Source organism: Variovorax sp. CCNWLW186 (assembly GCF_037203865.1).
Taxonomy (GTDB): domain Bacteria; phylum Pseudomonadota; class Gammaproteobacteria; order Burkholderiales; family Burkholderiaceae_C; genus Variovorax.
Genome location: NZ_JBBCBO010000004.1, coordinates 204,612 through 219,852, shown reverse-complemented (window position 1 = coordinate 219,852; position 15,241 = coordinate 204,612). Strand labels below are relative to the sequence as shown.

The following is a 15,241-nucleotide window of genomic DNA, read 5'->3' as shown; positions in this document are numbered from 1 at the left end:
AAGTTTCAGGAGGCCGCGAGTGCAAACCAGGCTTTTGCCTCTACAGGCAACGCGCGCCCTGTTGCGTGGGCACGCGTCAGCACTTGCCAAAAATGGCGATAGCTCGCGCGGTCGTGCAATGTGCCATCAATTTGTGTCGGTGCCCAATCCGCGAGTGCGGCATTTGTAATGATTTCTACGGCAATCTGAATCTGGGCCTCGTCCGGCGCAAACGCTTCGAGGATCGGCCGGATCTGGTTCGGGTGAATGCTCCACATGCGCGTGTAGCCGAATTCGGAGGCCGCCTTGCGGGCCGCCGTGCGCATGGCGTCGGTGTTGTTGAACTCGGTGACCACGCAGTGCGAAGGCACCTTGCCGTAGGCGTGCGCAGCGGATGCAATGGCCAGCTTGGCACGCACCACCAGCGGGTGCGTGAACTGGCCGGCAGCCCCCATTCCGTCAGCCGGAATGGCGCCCGCATGGGCGGAAACGAAATCCATCAGGCCGAAGCTCAGCGATTGCACGCGCGGATGCGCGGCAATTTCGAATGCGTTGTGCACCGCCAGCGGCGATTCGATGAGCACGTGCAGCGGCAACGCATCAGCGTCGGCCGCCTCGAGCGCCGCCACGGCCTGCGCCACGTCGGCGACGGACTCGACCTTGGGCACCATCAGGTGGCTGAGCCGGTGACCGGCACGCCCGGCAATGGTGACCACGTCGCCGGCGAAGGCCGGGTGATCGACCGGATGAACGCGCACGCCGACACGCATGCCCGGCTTTGCGGCAAGTGCCAGTTCGGTGACGAGCGCGGCATGCTCGGCCTCGCCGCCGACCGGGGCGCCGTCTTCGCAGTCGAGGGTGACGTCGAACACGCAGGCGCCGAACTCCTCGGCCATTTCGGCCTGGAGCGCGAGGCTCTTCTTCATGCGCGCTTCAACGCCGCTGTAGTGGTCGCACACAGGCAGCGTCACAGCGCCGGCTTGCGCTCCGAGCAGCACTTCAGCGGGATGGACCGGGTTCGTCATGCTTTTTTCTGCGCCACGATGAACATGCGCGGAAAGGCGAGCAGCCGCTTGCCGTCGGCACGGGCGGGATAGGCCTGGTCGATACGGCGCTCGTATTCGGCCAGGTAGCTTGCGCGCAGCTCGTCAGGCAGCCGGTCGACGAAAGGCTTCAGCCCCGTGCCGCGCACCCATTCGACAATGGCTGCGGCGTCGGCCATGGGATGCTGATAGATGGTGTGCCAGACATCGACCTTGGCCGCCTCGGGCGCCAGCAGGTCGTAGTAGCCGCCGAGCGGCAGCAGCAGCGTGCGCATTCGGTCGGCGTCGCCGATGGGCTCGGCCCACGGCGCCTCGGAGCCCACGGCGCGCATCAGGCGATGCGTGGGCTCCTGGCGGTTGTCGGGCATCTGGACGGCGAGCACGCCACCCGGGGCCAGCGCGGCAAAGAGGCGCGGGATCAGCGTTTCGTGATCCGGCACCCACTGCAGGGCTGCGTTGGCGTAAATGAGGTCGGGCGCTCGGTCTTGCGGCGCCCAGGTCGCAATGTCGCTCAACTCGAAGCGCGCTTGCGGCAGGCGCTCGCGCGCGCTGGCCAGCATGGCTTCGGAGTTGTCGGTTCCGACGACACGCGCCTTCGGAAACCGGTGAAACAGCAGCTCGGTGGAATTGCCCGGTCCGCAGCCGAGGTCGACCACATGGGCCGCCTCGGACAACGGCACCCGCGCCAGGAGCTCCTGTGCGGGCCGGGTGCGCTCGTCCTCGTAGCGACGATAGAGCGCGGGGTTCCAGTCGAGCATGCCGATGCTGCGATTGCGATTACAGGAGGTGGGCGACGCCTGCCTGCTCGCCTTGCAGCTCTTCCAGGGTCTTGTTGATGCGTTCCTGGCTGAATGCGTCGATCTCCAGGCCTTCGACCAGCTTGTATTCGCCGTTCTCGCAGGTCACGGGAAAGCCGAACATCGTGTCCTTCGGAATGCCGTATTGGCCGTCCGACGGAATGCCCATGGTGACCCACTTGCCGTTGGTGCCCAGGGCCCAGTCGCGCATGTGGTCGATGGCTGCGTTGGCGGCCGAGGCGGCCGACGACAGGCCGCGTGCTTCGATGATGGCCGCGCCGCGCTTGCCGACGGTCGGCAGGAAGGTGTTGGCGTTCCATTCCTGGTCGTTGATCATCTTGGCGACGCTTTCGCCGTTGATGGTGGCAAAGCGGTAGTCGGCGTACATCGTGGGCGAGTGGTTGCCCCACACGACGAGCTTTTCGATGTCGGCCACGGGCTTGCCGGTCTTGGCGGCGATCTGGCTGGCGGCGCGGTTGTGGTCCAGGCGCAGCATGGCGGTGAAGTTCTTGCGCGGCAGGTCAGGGGCGCTCTTCATCGCGATGTAGGCGTTGGTGTTGGCGGGGTTGCCGACTACCAGCACCTTCACGTTGCGGCTGGCAACGGCGTTCAGCGCCTTGCCCTGTGCCGTGAAGATGGCGCCGTTGACGGCCAGCAGTTCGGCACGCTCCATGCCCGGGCCGCGCGGACGCGAGCCGACCAGGAGGGCGTAGTCGGCGTCCTTGAAGGCGGTCATCGGGTCGCCGTGGGCTTCCATGCCGGCCAGCAGCGGGAAAGCGCAGTCGTCGAGCTCCATCATCACGCCCTTGAGCGCCTTCTGGGCCTTCTCGTCGGGGATTTCGAGCAGTTGCAGGATGACCGGCTGGTCTTTGCCGAGCATTTCGCCCGACGCGATACGGAACAACAGGGCGTAACCGATTTGGCCGGCGGCACCGGTGACGGCAACGCGGACGGGTTTTTTGCTCATGGGAAGACTCCAGAAGATGGTGAAAACGGTATCGGCGGGCGCGCTTGGCGCCGGTGTCCTGCAGGGCGGGAATCCTTCCCGCGGCGCAGGCCGGCCCGCATTTTAAGCCGAATCGATGCAGCCCGTCTTATGTCTTATATAAGATATGCTCGGAGGTTCCGCCACGGCGCACCCCACCGCTGCCATGAATGCCACCGTCCTCGAAGACTCCGCGACGCCTTCCTTCAGTCCGCTCTACCAGCAGATCAAGACCTTGATCCTGCAGAGCCTGCAGGCCGGCGAGTGGAAGCCGGGCGAGCCGATTCCGAGCGAAATGGATCTTGCGGTGCGCTATCGCGTGAGCCAGGGCACGGTGCGCAAGGCCATCGACGAGCTGGCGGCCGAAAATCTCGTGGTGCGGCGCCAGGGCAAGGGCACCTTCGTTGCCACGCACGCCGAGCAGCACGTGCAGTACCGCTTTCTGAAGCTCGTGCCCGATGTCGGCACGCCAAGCACCGAAGGCCCCGCCGAGCGCACCATCATCGATTGCCGCCGCCAGCGCGCATCGGCCGACGTGGCGCGCGCACTGGGCTTGCGCACGGGCGACGCGGTGCTGCAGGTGCGGCGCGTGCTCGCCTATGTGGGCGTGCCGACCATTCTCGAAGACCTGTGGCTCCCCGGGGCGCCGTTCAAGGGCCTCACGGCCGAGCGGCTGCGGGCCTGGCCGGGCCCGATGTACGCGATGTTCGAAACCGAATTCGGCGTGCGCATGGTGCGCGCCGAAGAAAAAATCCGCGCGGTGCTGCCCGACGAGCAGCAGGCGGCCTTGCTCGACGTGTCGCTGCAGATGCCCTTGCTCAGCGTGGAGCGCCTGGCGCACACGTACCACGACACGCCGATGGAACTGCGCCGCGGCTTGTATCGCACCGACACGCACCATTACCGCAATCAGCTCGGCTGAGATCGCGCCAAGATGAAACCACGATCGAACCGCATTGCAGCACCTGCGCACCGCGCGCAGCACGCTCCGAAGTCAATAGCATCCGACTGCGGCACTGCGCCGACGCGGGCACCTCCGCCATGCAATGGTGCATTGCAATAGAATTTTGCGTTGTTTGCATTCCGCAGAAGAAACAAAAGCGTTCGCTATCAGAACAAGCCACCAAGCCACGAAAGCCTCCCCCCAATGACAGAGCTTGCAACCCCTCCCCGGCCGCCGCGTCGCGAATTCCGGAACATCAATGCCTTCACCGATCTCACGACCTACCGGCTGCCGCCGGCCGGCATCGTGTCGATCCTGCACCGCGTGAGCGGCGTGCTGATGTTCCTGCTGATGCCATTCATCATCTGGATGTTCGATACCTCGCTTTCGTCCGACTATTCGTTCGCCAGATTCAAGGCCGCCTTCAACAGCGGCCTTGGTTTCGTTCCGGGCTGGTTCTTCAAGCTGGTCGCTCTCGCGCTGATCTGGGCCTACCTGCACCACTTCATCGCCGGCCTGCGCCACCTCTGGATGGATGTGAGCCACGCCGCCGTCACCAAGGAATTCGGACACAGCTCCGCCCTGGTCACGCTGGCACTGAGCGTTCTGCTCACCGTGGTGCTTGGCGCCAAGTTGTTCGGCCTGTACTGAGAAGGAGCCAACCATGTCTGTGAATTACGGCTCCAAGCGCATCGTCGTCGGCGCACATTACGGTTTGCGCGACTGGCTCAGCCAGCGCATCACGGGCGGCCTCATGGCGCTCTTCACGATCATCCTGCTCGCGCAACTGATCTTCACGCGTGGCCCGCTCGGCTACGACCTCTGGGCCGGCATCTTCGCCGCGCAGTGGATGAAGGTGCTGACCTTCTCCGTGATCGCTTCCCTGCTCTATCACGTGTGGGTTGGCATGCGCGACGTGTGGATGGACTACGTCCAGCCCGTCGGCATTCGCCTCGCCCTTCAAATTTTCACCATCGTCTGGCTTGTCGGTTGTGCGGGTTGGGCCATTCAAGTGCTTTGGAAGATCTGACCCCACCATGACCTACACAAAAGAACAAATCACCAAGCGCAAGTTCGACGTCGTGATCGTCGGCGCCGGCGGCTCCGGCATGCGCGCTTCGCTGCAACTGGCCCGCGCGGGCCTGAACGTGGCGGTGCTCTCCAAGGTGTTCCCCACCCGTTCGCACACCGTGGCTGCCCAAGGTGGCGTGGGCGCGTCGCTCGGCAACATGAGCGAGGACAACTGGCACTACCACTTCTACGACACGATCAAGGGCTCCGACTGGCTCGGCGACCAGGACGCGATCGAGTTCATGTGCCGTGAAGCACCCAAGGTCGTGTACGAGCTCGAGCACTTCGGCATGCCGTTCGACCGCAACCCCGACGGCACCATCTACCAGCGCCCATTCGGCGGCCACACGGCCAACTACGGCGAAAAGCCCGTGCAGCGCGCCTGCGCCGCGGCCGACCGCACCGGCCACGCCATGCTGCACACGCTCTATCAGAAGAACGTCGAGGCACGCACCCAGTTCTTCGTCGAGTGGATGGCGCTCGACCTGATCCGCGACGCCGAAGGCGACGTGGTCGGTGTCACGGCCCTCGAAATGGAAACCGGCGACCTGCACATCCTGCAGGCCAAGACCGTGCTGCTGGCCACCGGCGGCGCGGGCCGCATCTTCCAGGCCTCGACCAACGCCTTCATCAACACCGGCGACGGCCTGGGCATGGCCGCGCGTTCGGGCATTCCGCTGCAGGACATGGAGTTCTGGCAGTTCCACCCGACCGGCGTGGCCGGTGCCGGCGTGCTGCTGACCGAAGGCTGCCGCGGGGAAGGCGCCATTCTGCTCAACAGCAACGGCGAACGCTTCATGGAACGCTATGCGCCCACGCTGAAGGACCTGGCACCGCGCGACTTCGTCTCGCGCTCGATGGACCAGGAAATCAAGGAAGGCCGCGGCTGCGGTCCCAACAAGGACTACGTGCTGCTGAAGCTCGACCACCTCGGTGCCGAGACCATCCACAAACGCCTGCCCTCGGTGTACGAAATCGGCGTGAATTTCGCCAACGTCGACATCACCAAGGAACCGATCCCCGTCGTGCCGACCATCCATTACCAGATGGGTGGCATTCCGACCAACATCAACGGCCAGGTCGTGATTCAGCAGGGCGAGCAGAACAGCGCCGTGGTGAACGGCCTCTATGCCGTGGGCGAATGCTCCTGCGTGAGCGTGCACGGCGCCAACCGCCTGGGTACCAACTCGCTGCTCGACCTCTTGGTGTTCGGCCGCGCGGCCGGCAACCACATCGTCGAGTTCAACGACAAGCACAAGGAGCACAAGCCGCTGCCGGCCGATGCCGCCGACCGTACGCTGGAACGCCTGAACCGCCTTGAAGCAGCCACCGGCGGTGAATACGCGCAGGATGTGGCGGGCGAGATCCGCGCCGTCATGCAGCAGCACGCCGCCGTGTTCCGCAAGCAAGCCTCCATGGACGAAGGCGTGGTCAAGATCGCCGCCGTGCGCGAGCGCGTCAACGCCATTGGCCTGAAGGACAAGTCGAAGGTGTTCAACACCGCGCGCATCGAAGCGCTCGAAGTCGACAACCTGATCGAAGTGGCGCAAGCCACCATGGTCTCGGCGGCCGCCCGCAAGGAATGCCGCGGCGCCCACACGGTGGAAGACTACGAGCGTCCGTCGGACGACCCGGTTGCGCCGCTCGGCCGCGACGACGCCAACTGGATGAAACACACCCTCTGGTACAGCGAGGGCAACCGCCTCTCCTACAAGCCGGTCAACCTCAAGCCGCTGACGGTCGACTCCGTTCCTCCCAAGGTCCGTACGTTCTAAGCAAGCAAGAACAACATCACAAGGTTTCACGATGAAGCGCACATTCCAGATCTACCGCTACGACCCGGACAAGGACGCCAAGCCCTACATGCAGACCATCGAGATCGAACTCGACGGCCATGAGCGCATGCTGCTCGACGCCCTGATGAAGCTCAAGGCGCAGGATCCCACGCTGTCGTTCCGCCGCTCGTGCCGCGAAGGCGTCTGTGGCTCGGACGCCATGAACATCAACGGCAAGAACGGTCTCGCCTGCCTCACCAACATGCTCACGCTCAAGGGCACGATCGTGTTGAAGCCGCTGCCGGGCCTGCCCGTCATCCGCGACCTGATCGTCGACATGACGCAGTTCTTCAAGCAGTACAACTCGATCAAGCCGTACCTGCAGAACGACAACGTGCCGCCCGAGAAGGAGCGCCTGCAGTCGCCCGAGGAGCGCGACGAGCTCAACGGCCTGTACGAGTGCATTCTGTGCGCGAGCTGCTCCACGAGCTGCCCCAGCTTCTGGTGGAACCCCGACAAGTTCGTGGGCCCGGCCGGCCTGCTGCAGGCCTACCGCTTCATCGCCGACAGCCGCGACGAAGCCACCGCCGAGCGCCTGGACAACCTCGAGGACCCGTACCGCCTGTTCCGCTGCCACACGATCATGAACTGCGTGGACGTGTGCCCGAAGAACCTGAACCCGACGAAGGCGATCGGCAAGATCAAGGAACTGATGGTGCGCCGCGCCATCTGATCCTTTGCCGAGAGAAACCATGCAAACCGCCGCCGAACTCGCACAGCCTCTCAGCGAACGTGCGCTGAGCAAGCTGAAATGGCGCTGCCGGCGCGGTCTGCTCGAGAACGACCTGTTCATCGCGCGCTTCTTCGAGCGGCACGAGTCGCACATGACCGTCGGCCAGGCGGGAGCGATGGAGACATTGATGGACCTGTCGGACAACGACCTCCTCGATCTTCTGCTGCGAAGAAGGGAGCCCGAGCCCGCATGGGCCGGGGCCGAGGTGGTCGAGTTGCTCCAGTTGATGCGCACCGACGGCGCGCAGCGTCCCTCCACCTCTGTTTCCGCCTCCGTTTCCTCTTCGCCTTCCTGAATACTCTCTGAAAGAAACCCGAAATGAAAGCTTCCGATACCAAGGCCACGCTGTCGTTCAGCAACGGCGGCGACAGCGTCGAACTGCCGATCTACAAGGGCACCGTGGGCCCGGACGTGATCGACATCCGCAAGCTGTATGCACAGACCGGCATGTTCACCTATGACCCGGGTTTCATGTCGACCGCCGCATGCCAGTCGGCCATCACGTACATCGACGGCGACAAGGGCGAACTGCTGTACCGCGGCTACCCCATCGAGCAGCTCGCAACCAACTGCGACTTCCTCGAAACCTGCCACCTGCTGCTCTACGGAGAGCTGCCGGACCAGGCCAAGAAGACCAACTTCACCAAGCTCGTGACCAACCACACGATGGTCAACGAGCAGATGCAGTTCTTCCTGCGCGGCTTCCGCCGCGATGCGCACCCGATGGCCATCATGACCGGCCTGGTTGGCGCGCTGTCGGCCTTCTATCACGACAGCACGGACATCAACAATCCCGAGCACCGCGAGATCGCCGCGATCCGCCTGATCGCGAAGATGCCCACGCTCGTGGCCATGGCCTACAAGTACACGATCGGCCAGCCGTACATGTACCCGAAGAACGACCTGAGCTACGCGGGCAACTTCCTGCACATGATGTTTGCCACGCCGTGTGAGGAGTACAAGGTGAACCCGGTGCTCGAGCGCGCGCTCGACCGCATCTTCATCCTGCACGCAGACCACGAGCAGAACGCCTCGACCTCGACCGTGCGCCTGTGCGGTTCGTCGGGCACCAACCCCTTCGCGGCCATTGCGGCCGGCGTGGCCTGCCTCTGGGGCCCGGCGCACGGCGGTGCCAATGAAGCGGCACTGAACATGCTCTACGACATCCAGAAGGAAGGCGGCGTGGAGAAGATCGGCGAGTTCATCAAGAAGGTGAAGGACAAGAACTCGAACGTCAAGCTCATGGGCTTTGGCCACCGCGTGTACAAGAACTACGACCCGCGCGCCAAGCTGATGCAGGAAACCTGCAACGAAGTGCTGACCGAGCTGGGCCTGGAAAACGATCCGCTCTTCAAGCTGGCCAAGGAACTGGAAAAGATCGCCCTCGAAGACGAATACTTCGTCTCGCGCAAGCTCTACCCGAACGTCGACTTCTATTCGGGCATCGTGCAGCGCGCCATCGGCATTCCGGTGCCGCTGTTCACCGCAATCTTCGCGCTGGCCCGCACGGTCGGCTGGATTGCCCAGCTGAACGAAATGATCGGCGACCCGGAGTACAAGATCGGCCGTCCGCGCCAGCTGTTCGAAGGCTCGCCCAAGCGCGACGTGCAGCCCATCGGCAAGCGCTGAAGGCGCCCCGGCGCTCAGCGCGGAAAGCTGCCTTCGGGCAGCTTTTTTGCGTCTTGGCTGACAGGATTCGTTGTGCGGCGTCGGTACGTTGTGTATCGGAGGCCCGAGGTCGGGCCGCCTTTTTCAACGCCTTCAGGAGATCCGTCATGAAGAAAATTGCCGCGCTGATTGCCGTCGCCTTCGCCTTCGCCGTCCCGCTGTCCGGCTGCAACACCTTCCGGGGTGCTGGCCAGGACATCCAGAAGGGCGGCGAAAAAGTAGAAGACGCCGCCAAGAAGCGCCAGTAAGCAGGCACCGACCCCGGGTCTTCCAAGACCCGCGCGGGCGCCGGAAGACCGCTTCCTCGCCTGCGTACCGCGCTCTGACGCACGCCCCGCTCCCTCGCCTGAAAAGCGAGGAGCGGGGCGTTTTGCCGTCTGCGGTGCGGGAAATTCACCGCTTGCACGGGTTCCGGGGCTGGAACTCCTCGCCTCAGGGCAACAAACCCATCTCAGATGACGATGGCAAGTTGATCAAAACCCAGAGAAAATGGCGAACTCATCGCCAGACGCGATGTCCAGCACCCATGAGCACTTCAGAACGCAACTTCGCCCGGCGCATCGACCTCACGTCGCTGCAGTTGTTCGTGGCCGTGTGCGAATTGGGCAGCATCGGGCGGGCCGCGGAGCGCGAATTCATCGCCGCCTCGGCCATCAGCAAGCGGCTGTCCGACCTGGAAGCCACCCTGGGCACCACCCTCCTCTACCGCCACGCGCGCGGGGTCGATCTTTCGCCCGCGGGCGAAAGCCTGCTGCACCATGCGCGCTCGGTGCTCTACAGCCTTGAGAAGATGCAGGGCGAACTCAGCGAATACGCCGAGGGCGTGCGTGGCCATGTGCGGGTGCACGCCAACATCTCGGCCATCGTGCAGTTTCTTCCTGAAGACCTCGGCGCCTTCACGCGCGAGCACGACGCGATCAAGATCGACCTGGAAGAGCACCTGAGCAACGAAGTGGTGCGTGCGGTGCAGGAAGGCGCCGCCGACCTGGGTATTTGCCATATTCCCGACGGCACCAACGAATTGCAGACGTTGCCCTACCGCCACGACCGGCTCGTGCTGATCGTGCCCGCAGGGCACCCACTCGCTACGCAAGGTTCGATCGATTTCACGGCTTCGCTCGACTTCGACCACGTCGGCCTGCACACCAACAGCTCGATCTACGTGGCCATGCACCAGGCCGCGGTTGAAGCGGGCCGCAGCGTCAAGCTGCGCATCCACGTGACCGGACTCGACGCCATGTGCCGCATGATCGACAACGGCCTGGGCATCGGCGTGATGCCGGAGCGCGCGTTCGAACTGCTGCAGGCCGGCATCGGCAGCCGCCTGTGCAGCGTGGCGCTGAATGACGCCTGGTCGAACCGCGAAATCCGGCTGGTAGCGCGCGACTTCTCCACCCTTCCCGTGGCCGCGCGCACGCTGGTCAACCACTTGCATACGCCGGCGGCCACCCACGATGTGGCCGAGCCGATGGCCGCATAGAAACAAGACAATTCACTTCCCCACGAAAGACAAGAGAACGACATGGCACGCACGCTCTACGACAAGATCTGGGACGAACACGTCGTCCACACCGAGGAAGACGGCACCGCCATCCTCTACATCGACCGCCATCTGGTGCACGAGGTCACCAGCCCGCAGGCCTTCGAGGGGCTGCGCGAGGCCGGCCGCAAGCTGTGGCGCATCAGCTCGGTCGTGGCCACGGCCGACCACAACACGCCCACCACGGGCTGGGAGCGCGGCTACGAAGGCATTGCCGACCCGACCAGCAAGGAGCAGGTCACCACGCTCGACAAGAACATCGCGGAGTTCGGCGCCGCGGCGTTCTTTCCGTTCCTGAGCAAGCGCCAGGGCATCGTGCACGTGATCGGCCCCGAATCGGGCGCCACGCTGCCCGGCATGACCGTGGTCTGCGGCGACTCGCACACCTCCACGCACGGCGCATTCGGCGCCCTGGCGCACGGCATCGGCACCAGTGAGGTCGAGCACGTGATGGCCACGCAAACGCTGCTCGGCAAGAAGGCGAAGAACATGCTGGTGAAGGTCGAGGGCAAGCTGCCGTTCGGCTGCACGGCCAAGGACATCGTGCTCGCGATCATCGGCAAGATCGGCACTGCAGGCGGCACGGGCTACACCATCGAATTCGCGGGCTCGGCGATTCGCGACCTGAGCATGGAAGGCCGCATGACGGTCTGCAACATGGCCATCGAGGCCGGCGCGCGCGCGGGGCTCGTGGCGGTCGACGAAAAGACCATCAGCTACATCAAGGGCCGCCCGCTCGCACCCTCCGGCGTGGAATGGGATCAGGCCGTGGCCTATTGGCGCACGCTGCAGTCCGACCCCGACGCGAAGTTCGACGCCGTGGTCGAGCTCGACGCAACGCAGATTCAGCCGCAAGTCACTTGGGGCACATCGCCCGAAATGGTGGTCGACATCAACGGCCGCGTGCCCGATCCCGACAAGGAAAAGGACGCCAGCAAGCGCGGCGCCATCGAGCGCGCACTGGTCTACATGGGCCTGGAGCCCAACAAGGCAATGAACGACATCTTCATCGACAAGGTGTTCATCGGCTCTTGCACCAACAGCCGCATCGAGGACATGCGCGAAGCCGCGGCCGTGGTGAAGAAGCTCGGCCAGAAGGTTGCGAAAAACGTGAAGCTCGCGATGGTGGTTCCGGGCTCCGGCGTGGTGAAGGAACAGGCCGAGCGCGAGGGCCTCGACCTGATCTTCAAGGCCGCGGGCTTCGAATGGCGCGAGCCCGGCTGCTCGATGTGCCTGGCCATGAATGCCGATCGCCTGGAGCCCGGCGAGCGCTGCGCATCGACCAGCAACCGCAACTTCGAAGGCCGCCAGGGCGCCGGTGGCCGCACCCACCTGGTGAGCCCGGCCATGGCCGCCGCCGCCGCGGTGCACGGCCACTTCGTCGACGTGCGCACCTTCGCCTGAACAAGAAGAGAGATTCACATGCAGAAATTCACCGTGCACAAGGGCCTCGTCGCCCCCATGGACCGCGAGAACGTCGACACCGACGCCATCATTCCGAAGCAGTTCCTCAAGTCGATCAAGCGCACCGGCTTCGGCCAGAACCTGTTCGACGAATGGCGCTATCTGGACGCCGGCTTTCCGGGCCAGGACCCGGCCAGCCGCAAGCCGAACCCCGACTTCGTGCTGAACCAGCCGCGCTACGCGGGCGCATCGATCCTTTTGGCGCGCAAGAACTTCGGCTGCGGTTCGTCGCGCGAGCATGCGCCGTGGGCGCTCGACCAGTACGGCTTTCGCGCGATCATTGCGCCGAGCTACGCCGACATCTTCTTCAACAACAGCTTCAAGAACGGCCTGCTGCCGATCGTGCTGCCTGAAGCGCAGGTGGCGCAGCTGTTCGACGAGACCTTTGCCTTCCCCGGCTATTCGCTGACCATCGACCTGGAACGCCAGGTGGTGGTGAAGCCCGATGGCGGCGAGTTCGCTTTCGACGTGCAGGCCTTCCGCAAGTACTGCCTGATCAACGGGCTGGACGACATCGGCCTGACGCTGCGCCACAAGGACAAGATCAAGGCCTTCGAGGCCGAGCGGCTGGCGCAGAAGCCGTGGCTCGCGCACACGATGATCGCCTGAAGCTTCGCATCTCCAATTTCAAACCTCAGACCAACTTATGAAAATCGCAGTTCTCCCGGGTGACGGCATCGGCACCGAAATCGTGGCCGAGGCCATCCGCGTGCTCGACGCGCTCGACCTCTCGTTCGAAATGGAAACTGCGCTGGTCGGCGGCGCCGCCTACGAGGCGCATGGCCATCCGCTCCCCGAGTCGACGCTGAAGCTTGCAAAGGAAGCCGATGCGGTGCTGTTCGGTGCCGTCGGCGACTGGAAGTACGACAAGCTCGACCGCCCGCTGCGCCCCGAGCAGGCGATTCTTGGCCTGCGTAAGAACCTCGGCCTGTTCGCCAATTTCCGCCCGGCCATCTGCTACGAGCAGCTGGTGGATGCATCGAGCCTCAAACCCGAGCTCATCGCGGGCCTGGACATCCTCATCATCCGCGAGCTGACCGGCGACATCTACTTCGGCCAGCCGCGCGGCCGCCGCACCGCCGTGGACGGGCACTTTCCGGGCGCCGAAGAAGCCTTCGACACAATGCGCTATTCGCGCCCCGAGGTCGAGCGCATTGCCCGCGTGGCCTTCGAGGCGGCCCGCAAGCGCAACAAGCGCGTGACCAGTGTCGACAAGGCCAACGTGCTCGAGACCTTCCAGTTCTGGAAGGACGTGGTGACCGAAGTGCACAAGGACTATCCGGACATCGAACTCGACCACATGTACGTCGACAACGCAGCCATGCAGCTGGTGAAGGCGCCGAAGAAATTCGACGTGATCGTCACCGGCAACATGTTCGGCGACATTCTCTCGGACGAGGCCGCCATGCTCACCGGCTCCATCGGCATGCTGCCCTCGGCCTCGCTCAATTCGAGCAACCAGGGCTTGTATGAACCCAGCCATGGCAGCGCGCCCGACATTGCCGGCAAAGGGGTTGCCAATCCTTTGGCTACAATACTGTCCGCTGCCATGATGCTCCGCTTTTCACTCAACCAAGCCGAAGCTGCCGACCGTATCGAGTCGGCGGTCAAGCATGTGCTCGCCTCCGGGCTGCGCACGGGTGACATCTGGTCAGAAGGTACGAAGCGCGTCGGCACCCGTGAGATGGGCGACGCGGTTGTTGCAGCAATCACCAAAAAGACGATTACCGGCTAACCGCAGCCCGCTTCGTCACGCCCCTCCCCGGCTCGACGAGTCGGGGGCAAAAAAGACAATTTCTTTCTTTTTCACAAGGGCAAACTGAAATGGCGAACGCATCTCAACCTCTGGTCGGCCTTGTAGGCTGGCGCGGCATGGTCGGCTCGGTCCTGATGGACCGCATGCAGGCCGAAGGCGACTTCGGGCTCATCGAGCCGCTGTTCTTCTCGACCTCCAACGCCGGCGGCAAGGCCCCGGCCATGGCCAGGAACGAGACCGCGCTGAAGGATGCGAACGACATCGACGCACTGAAGAAGTGCGACATCATCATCACCTGCCAGGGCGGCGACTACACCAGCGAGGTGTTCCCCAGGCTGCGCGCTGCGGGATGGAGCGGCCACTGGATCGACGCTGCTTCCACGCTGCGCATGAACAACGACGCGGTCATCGTGCTCGACCCCGTCAACCTGCCGGTCATCCAGAACGCGCTCGCCAACGGCGGCAAGAACTGGATCGGCGGCAACTGCACCGTGAGCTGCATGCTCATGGGCGTGGGCGCCCTCTACAAGGCGGGCCTGGTCGAGTGGATGACCAGCATGACCTACCAGGCTGCCTCGGGCGGCGGTGCGCAGCACATGCGCGAGCTGCTGACGCAGTTCGGCACCCTGAACGCCGAAGTGCGCGCGCTGCTGGACGACCCGAAGTCGGCCATTCTCGAAATCGACCGCAAGGTACTGCACAAGCAGCAGAACCTCAGCGCGGCCGAAACTGCCAACTTCGGCGCCCCGCTGGGCGGCTCGCTGATTCCCTGGATCGACAAGGACCTGGGCGACGGCACCTCCAAGGAAGAATGGAAGGCCGGCGCTGAAACCAACAAGATCCTCGGCCAGGGCGCGGCCTTCGGTACCGCCGCAGTACCGGTCGACGGCTTCTGCGTGCGGATCGGCGCGATGCGCTGCCATAGCCAGGCATTGACCTTCAAGCTCAAGAAGGACGTGCCGCTGGCAGACATCGAGGCCATGATCGCGGCCGACAACCAATGGGCCAAGGTGGTGCCGAACACCCGCGAAGCCAGCCTCAAGGACCTGACGCCGGTGGCCGTCACGGGCACCATGGACATCCCGGTGGGCCGCATCCGCAAGCTTGCAATGGGCCCTGAATACGTCGGCGCTTTCACCATCGGCGACCAGCTGCTGTGGGGCGCGGCCGAACCGCTGCGCCGCATGCTGCGCATCTTGCTCGAGGCTTGATGGGGGCGCGCCGGCTCACCATAAGCCCGAAATGTTGCTTGGCAGCAACGGAAGATGTGTGCGTAAGTATGCGCGTACTGGGTAGAACAGGCGCAGCGCCTTGTCAGTACCCGGTGTTGGTGCTAACGTCCTCTTACAATTTCTGGGCCTGAGCCGCCCCCTATCAGCATGACAAGACATCTGTTGCCCGCGGCCCGCCCATCGGCCGCTCGCCCT

General features: G+C 64.2%; 16 protein-coding genes. 13 read left to right on the top strand and 3 right to left on the bottom strand.

Going from position 1 to position 15,241, the window contains the following annotated elements:
• Positions 1–5: 5 nt before the first annotated feature.
• The 3 genes from V9K97_RS07055 to V9K97_RS07045 are packed head-to-tail and all read right to left on the bottom strand — an operon-like array spanning position 6 to position 2,786.
• Entirely contained in the window at positions 6–1,004 is a 999-nt protein-coding gene (locus tag V9K97_RS07055; protein WP_337317206.1) for an HpcH/HpaI aldolase/citrate lyase family protein, read from the bottom strand.
• Entirely contained in the window at positions 1,001–1,780 is a 780-nt protein-coding gene (tam, locus tag V9K97_RS07050; protein WP_337317204.1) for a trans-aconitate 2-methyltransferase, read from the bottom strand. Before tam ends, V9K97_RS07055 begins: the two co-directional genes overlap by 4 nt.
• 19 nt (positions 1,781–1,799) lie before the next feature.
• Positions 1,800–2,786: a malate dehydrogenase gene (locus V9K97_RS07045; RefSeq protein WP_309950168.1), complete on the bottom strand. Its 987-nt coding sequence runs from the start codon at positions 2,784–2,786 to the stop codon at positions 1,800–1,802.
• A 184-nt stretch (positions 2,787–2,970) separates the two neighbouring features.
• Between V9K97_RS07045 and V9K97_RS07040 the strand changes: the two genes are divergently transcribed.
• The 13 genes from V9K97_RS07040 to asd all read left to right on the top strand — a co-directional run bounded on the left by V9K97_RS07040 (position 2,971) and on the right by asd (position 15,025).
• Positions 2,971–3,726, top strand: a complete 756-nt coding sequence (locus tag V9K97_RS07040; RefSeq protein ID WP_337317203.1) for a GntR family transcriptional regulator — start codon at positions 2,971–2,973, stop codon at positions 3,724–3,726.
• A gap of 225 nt (positions 3,727–3,951) precedes the next feature.
• A complete protein-coding gene (gene sdhC / locus V9K97_RS07035) occupies positions 3,952–4,398 on the top strand; it encodes a succinate dehydrogenase, cytochrome b556 subunit (protein WP_281149610.1) in 447 nt (148 codons plus the stop codon).
• Positions 4,399–4,411: 13 nt separating this feature from the next.
• On the top strand, positions 4,412–4,777 hold the full coding sequence (gene sdhD / locus V9K97_RS07030) for a succinate dehydrogenase, hydrophobic membrane anchor protein (RefSeq protein WP_281149609.1): 366 nt from the start codon (positions 4,412–4,414) through the stop codon (positions 4,775–4,777).
• 7 nt (positions 4,778–4,784) lie between these two features.
• Positions 4,785–6,593, top strand: a complete 1,809-nt coding sequence (sdhA, locus tag V9K97_RS07025) for a succinate dehydrogenase flavoprotein subunit (RefSeq protein ID WP_337317201.1) — start codon at positions 4,785–4,787, stop codon at positions 6,591–6,593.
• A gap of 31 nt (positions 6,594–6,624) precedes the next feature.
• Positions 6,625–7,326 carry a succinate dehydrogenase iron-sulfur subunit gene (locus V9K97_RS07020; protein ID WP_055804283.1) on the top strand — a complete coding sequence of 234 codons (702 nt, stop codon included), beginning with the start codon at positions 6,625–6,627 and terminating at the stop codon, positions 7,324–7,326.
• Positions 7,327–7,345: 19 nt separating this feature from the next.
• Positions 7,346–7,681 (top strand): FAD assembly factor SdhE, encoded by a 336-nt coding sequence (locus tag V9K97_RS07015; protein ID WP_337317199.1) that lies wholly within the window; start codon positions 7,346–7,348, stop codon positions 7,679–7,681.
• 23 nt (positions 7,682–7,704) lie between these two features.
• Positions 7,705–9,015 carry a citrate synthase gene (gltA, locus tag V9K97_RS07010; protein WP_126745779.1) on the top strand — a complete coding sequence of 437 codons (1,311 nt, stop codon included), beginning with the start codon at positions 7,705–7,707 and terminating at the stop codon, positions 9,013–9,015.
• 146 nt (positions 9,016–9,161) lie between these two features.
• Positions 9,162–9,302 (top strand): entericidin A/B family lipoprotein, encoded by a 141-nt coding sequence (locus tag V9K97_RS07005; RefSeq protein ID WP_337317198.1) that lies wholly within the window; start codon positions 9,162–9,164, stop codon positions 9,300–9,302.
• Between the two features lie 278 nt (positions 9,303–9,580).
• Positions 9,581–10,534 (top strand): LysR substrate-binding domain-containing protein, encoded by a 954-nt coding sequence (locus tag V9K97_RS07000; protein ID WP_337317196.1) that lies wholly within the window; start codon positions 9,581–9,583, stop codon positions 10,532–10,534.
• A gap of 42 nt (positions 10,535–10,576) precedes the next feature.
• Positions 10,577–11,998: a 3-isopropylmalate dehydratase large subunit gene (gene leuC, locus V9K97_RS06995; protein ID WP_258504776.1), complete on the top strand. Its 1,422-nt coding sequence runs from the start codon at positions 10,577–10,579 to the stop codon at positions 11,996–11,998.
• Positions 11,999–12,016: 18 nt separating this feature from the next.
• Positions 12,017–12,667, top strand: a complete 651-nt coding sequence (leuD, locus tag V9K97_RS06990; protein WP_157612826.1) for a 3-isopropylmalate dehydratase small subunit — start codon at positions 12,017–12,019, stop codon at positions 12,665–12,667.
• Positions 12,668–12,704: 37 nt separating this feature from the next.
• The gene (gene leuB / locus V9K97_RS06985) at positions 12,705–13,793 is read left to right on the top strand and encodes a 3-isopropylmalate dehydrogenase (protein ID WP_258504774.1); all 1,089 of its coding nucleotides are present in this window, start codon (positions 12,705–12,707) and stop codon (positions 13,791–13,793) included.
• A gap of 89 nt (positions 13,794–13,882) precedes the next feature.
• Complete coding sequence (gene asd / locus V9K97_RS06980) at positions 13,883–15,025, top strand: aspartate-semialdehyde dehydrogenase (RefSeq protein WP_337317194.1); 1,143 nt, start codon at positions 13,883–13,885, stop codon at positions 15,023–15,025.
• Positions 15,026–15,241: the final 216 nt, after the last annotated feature.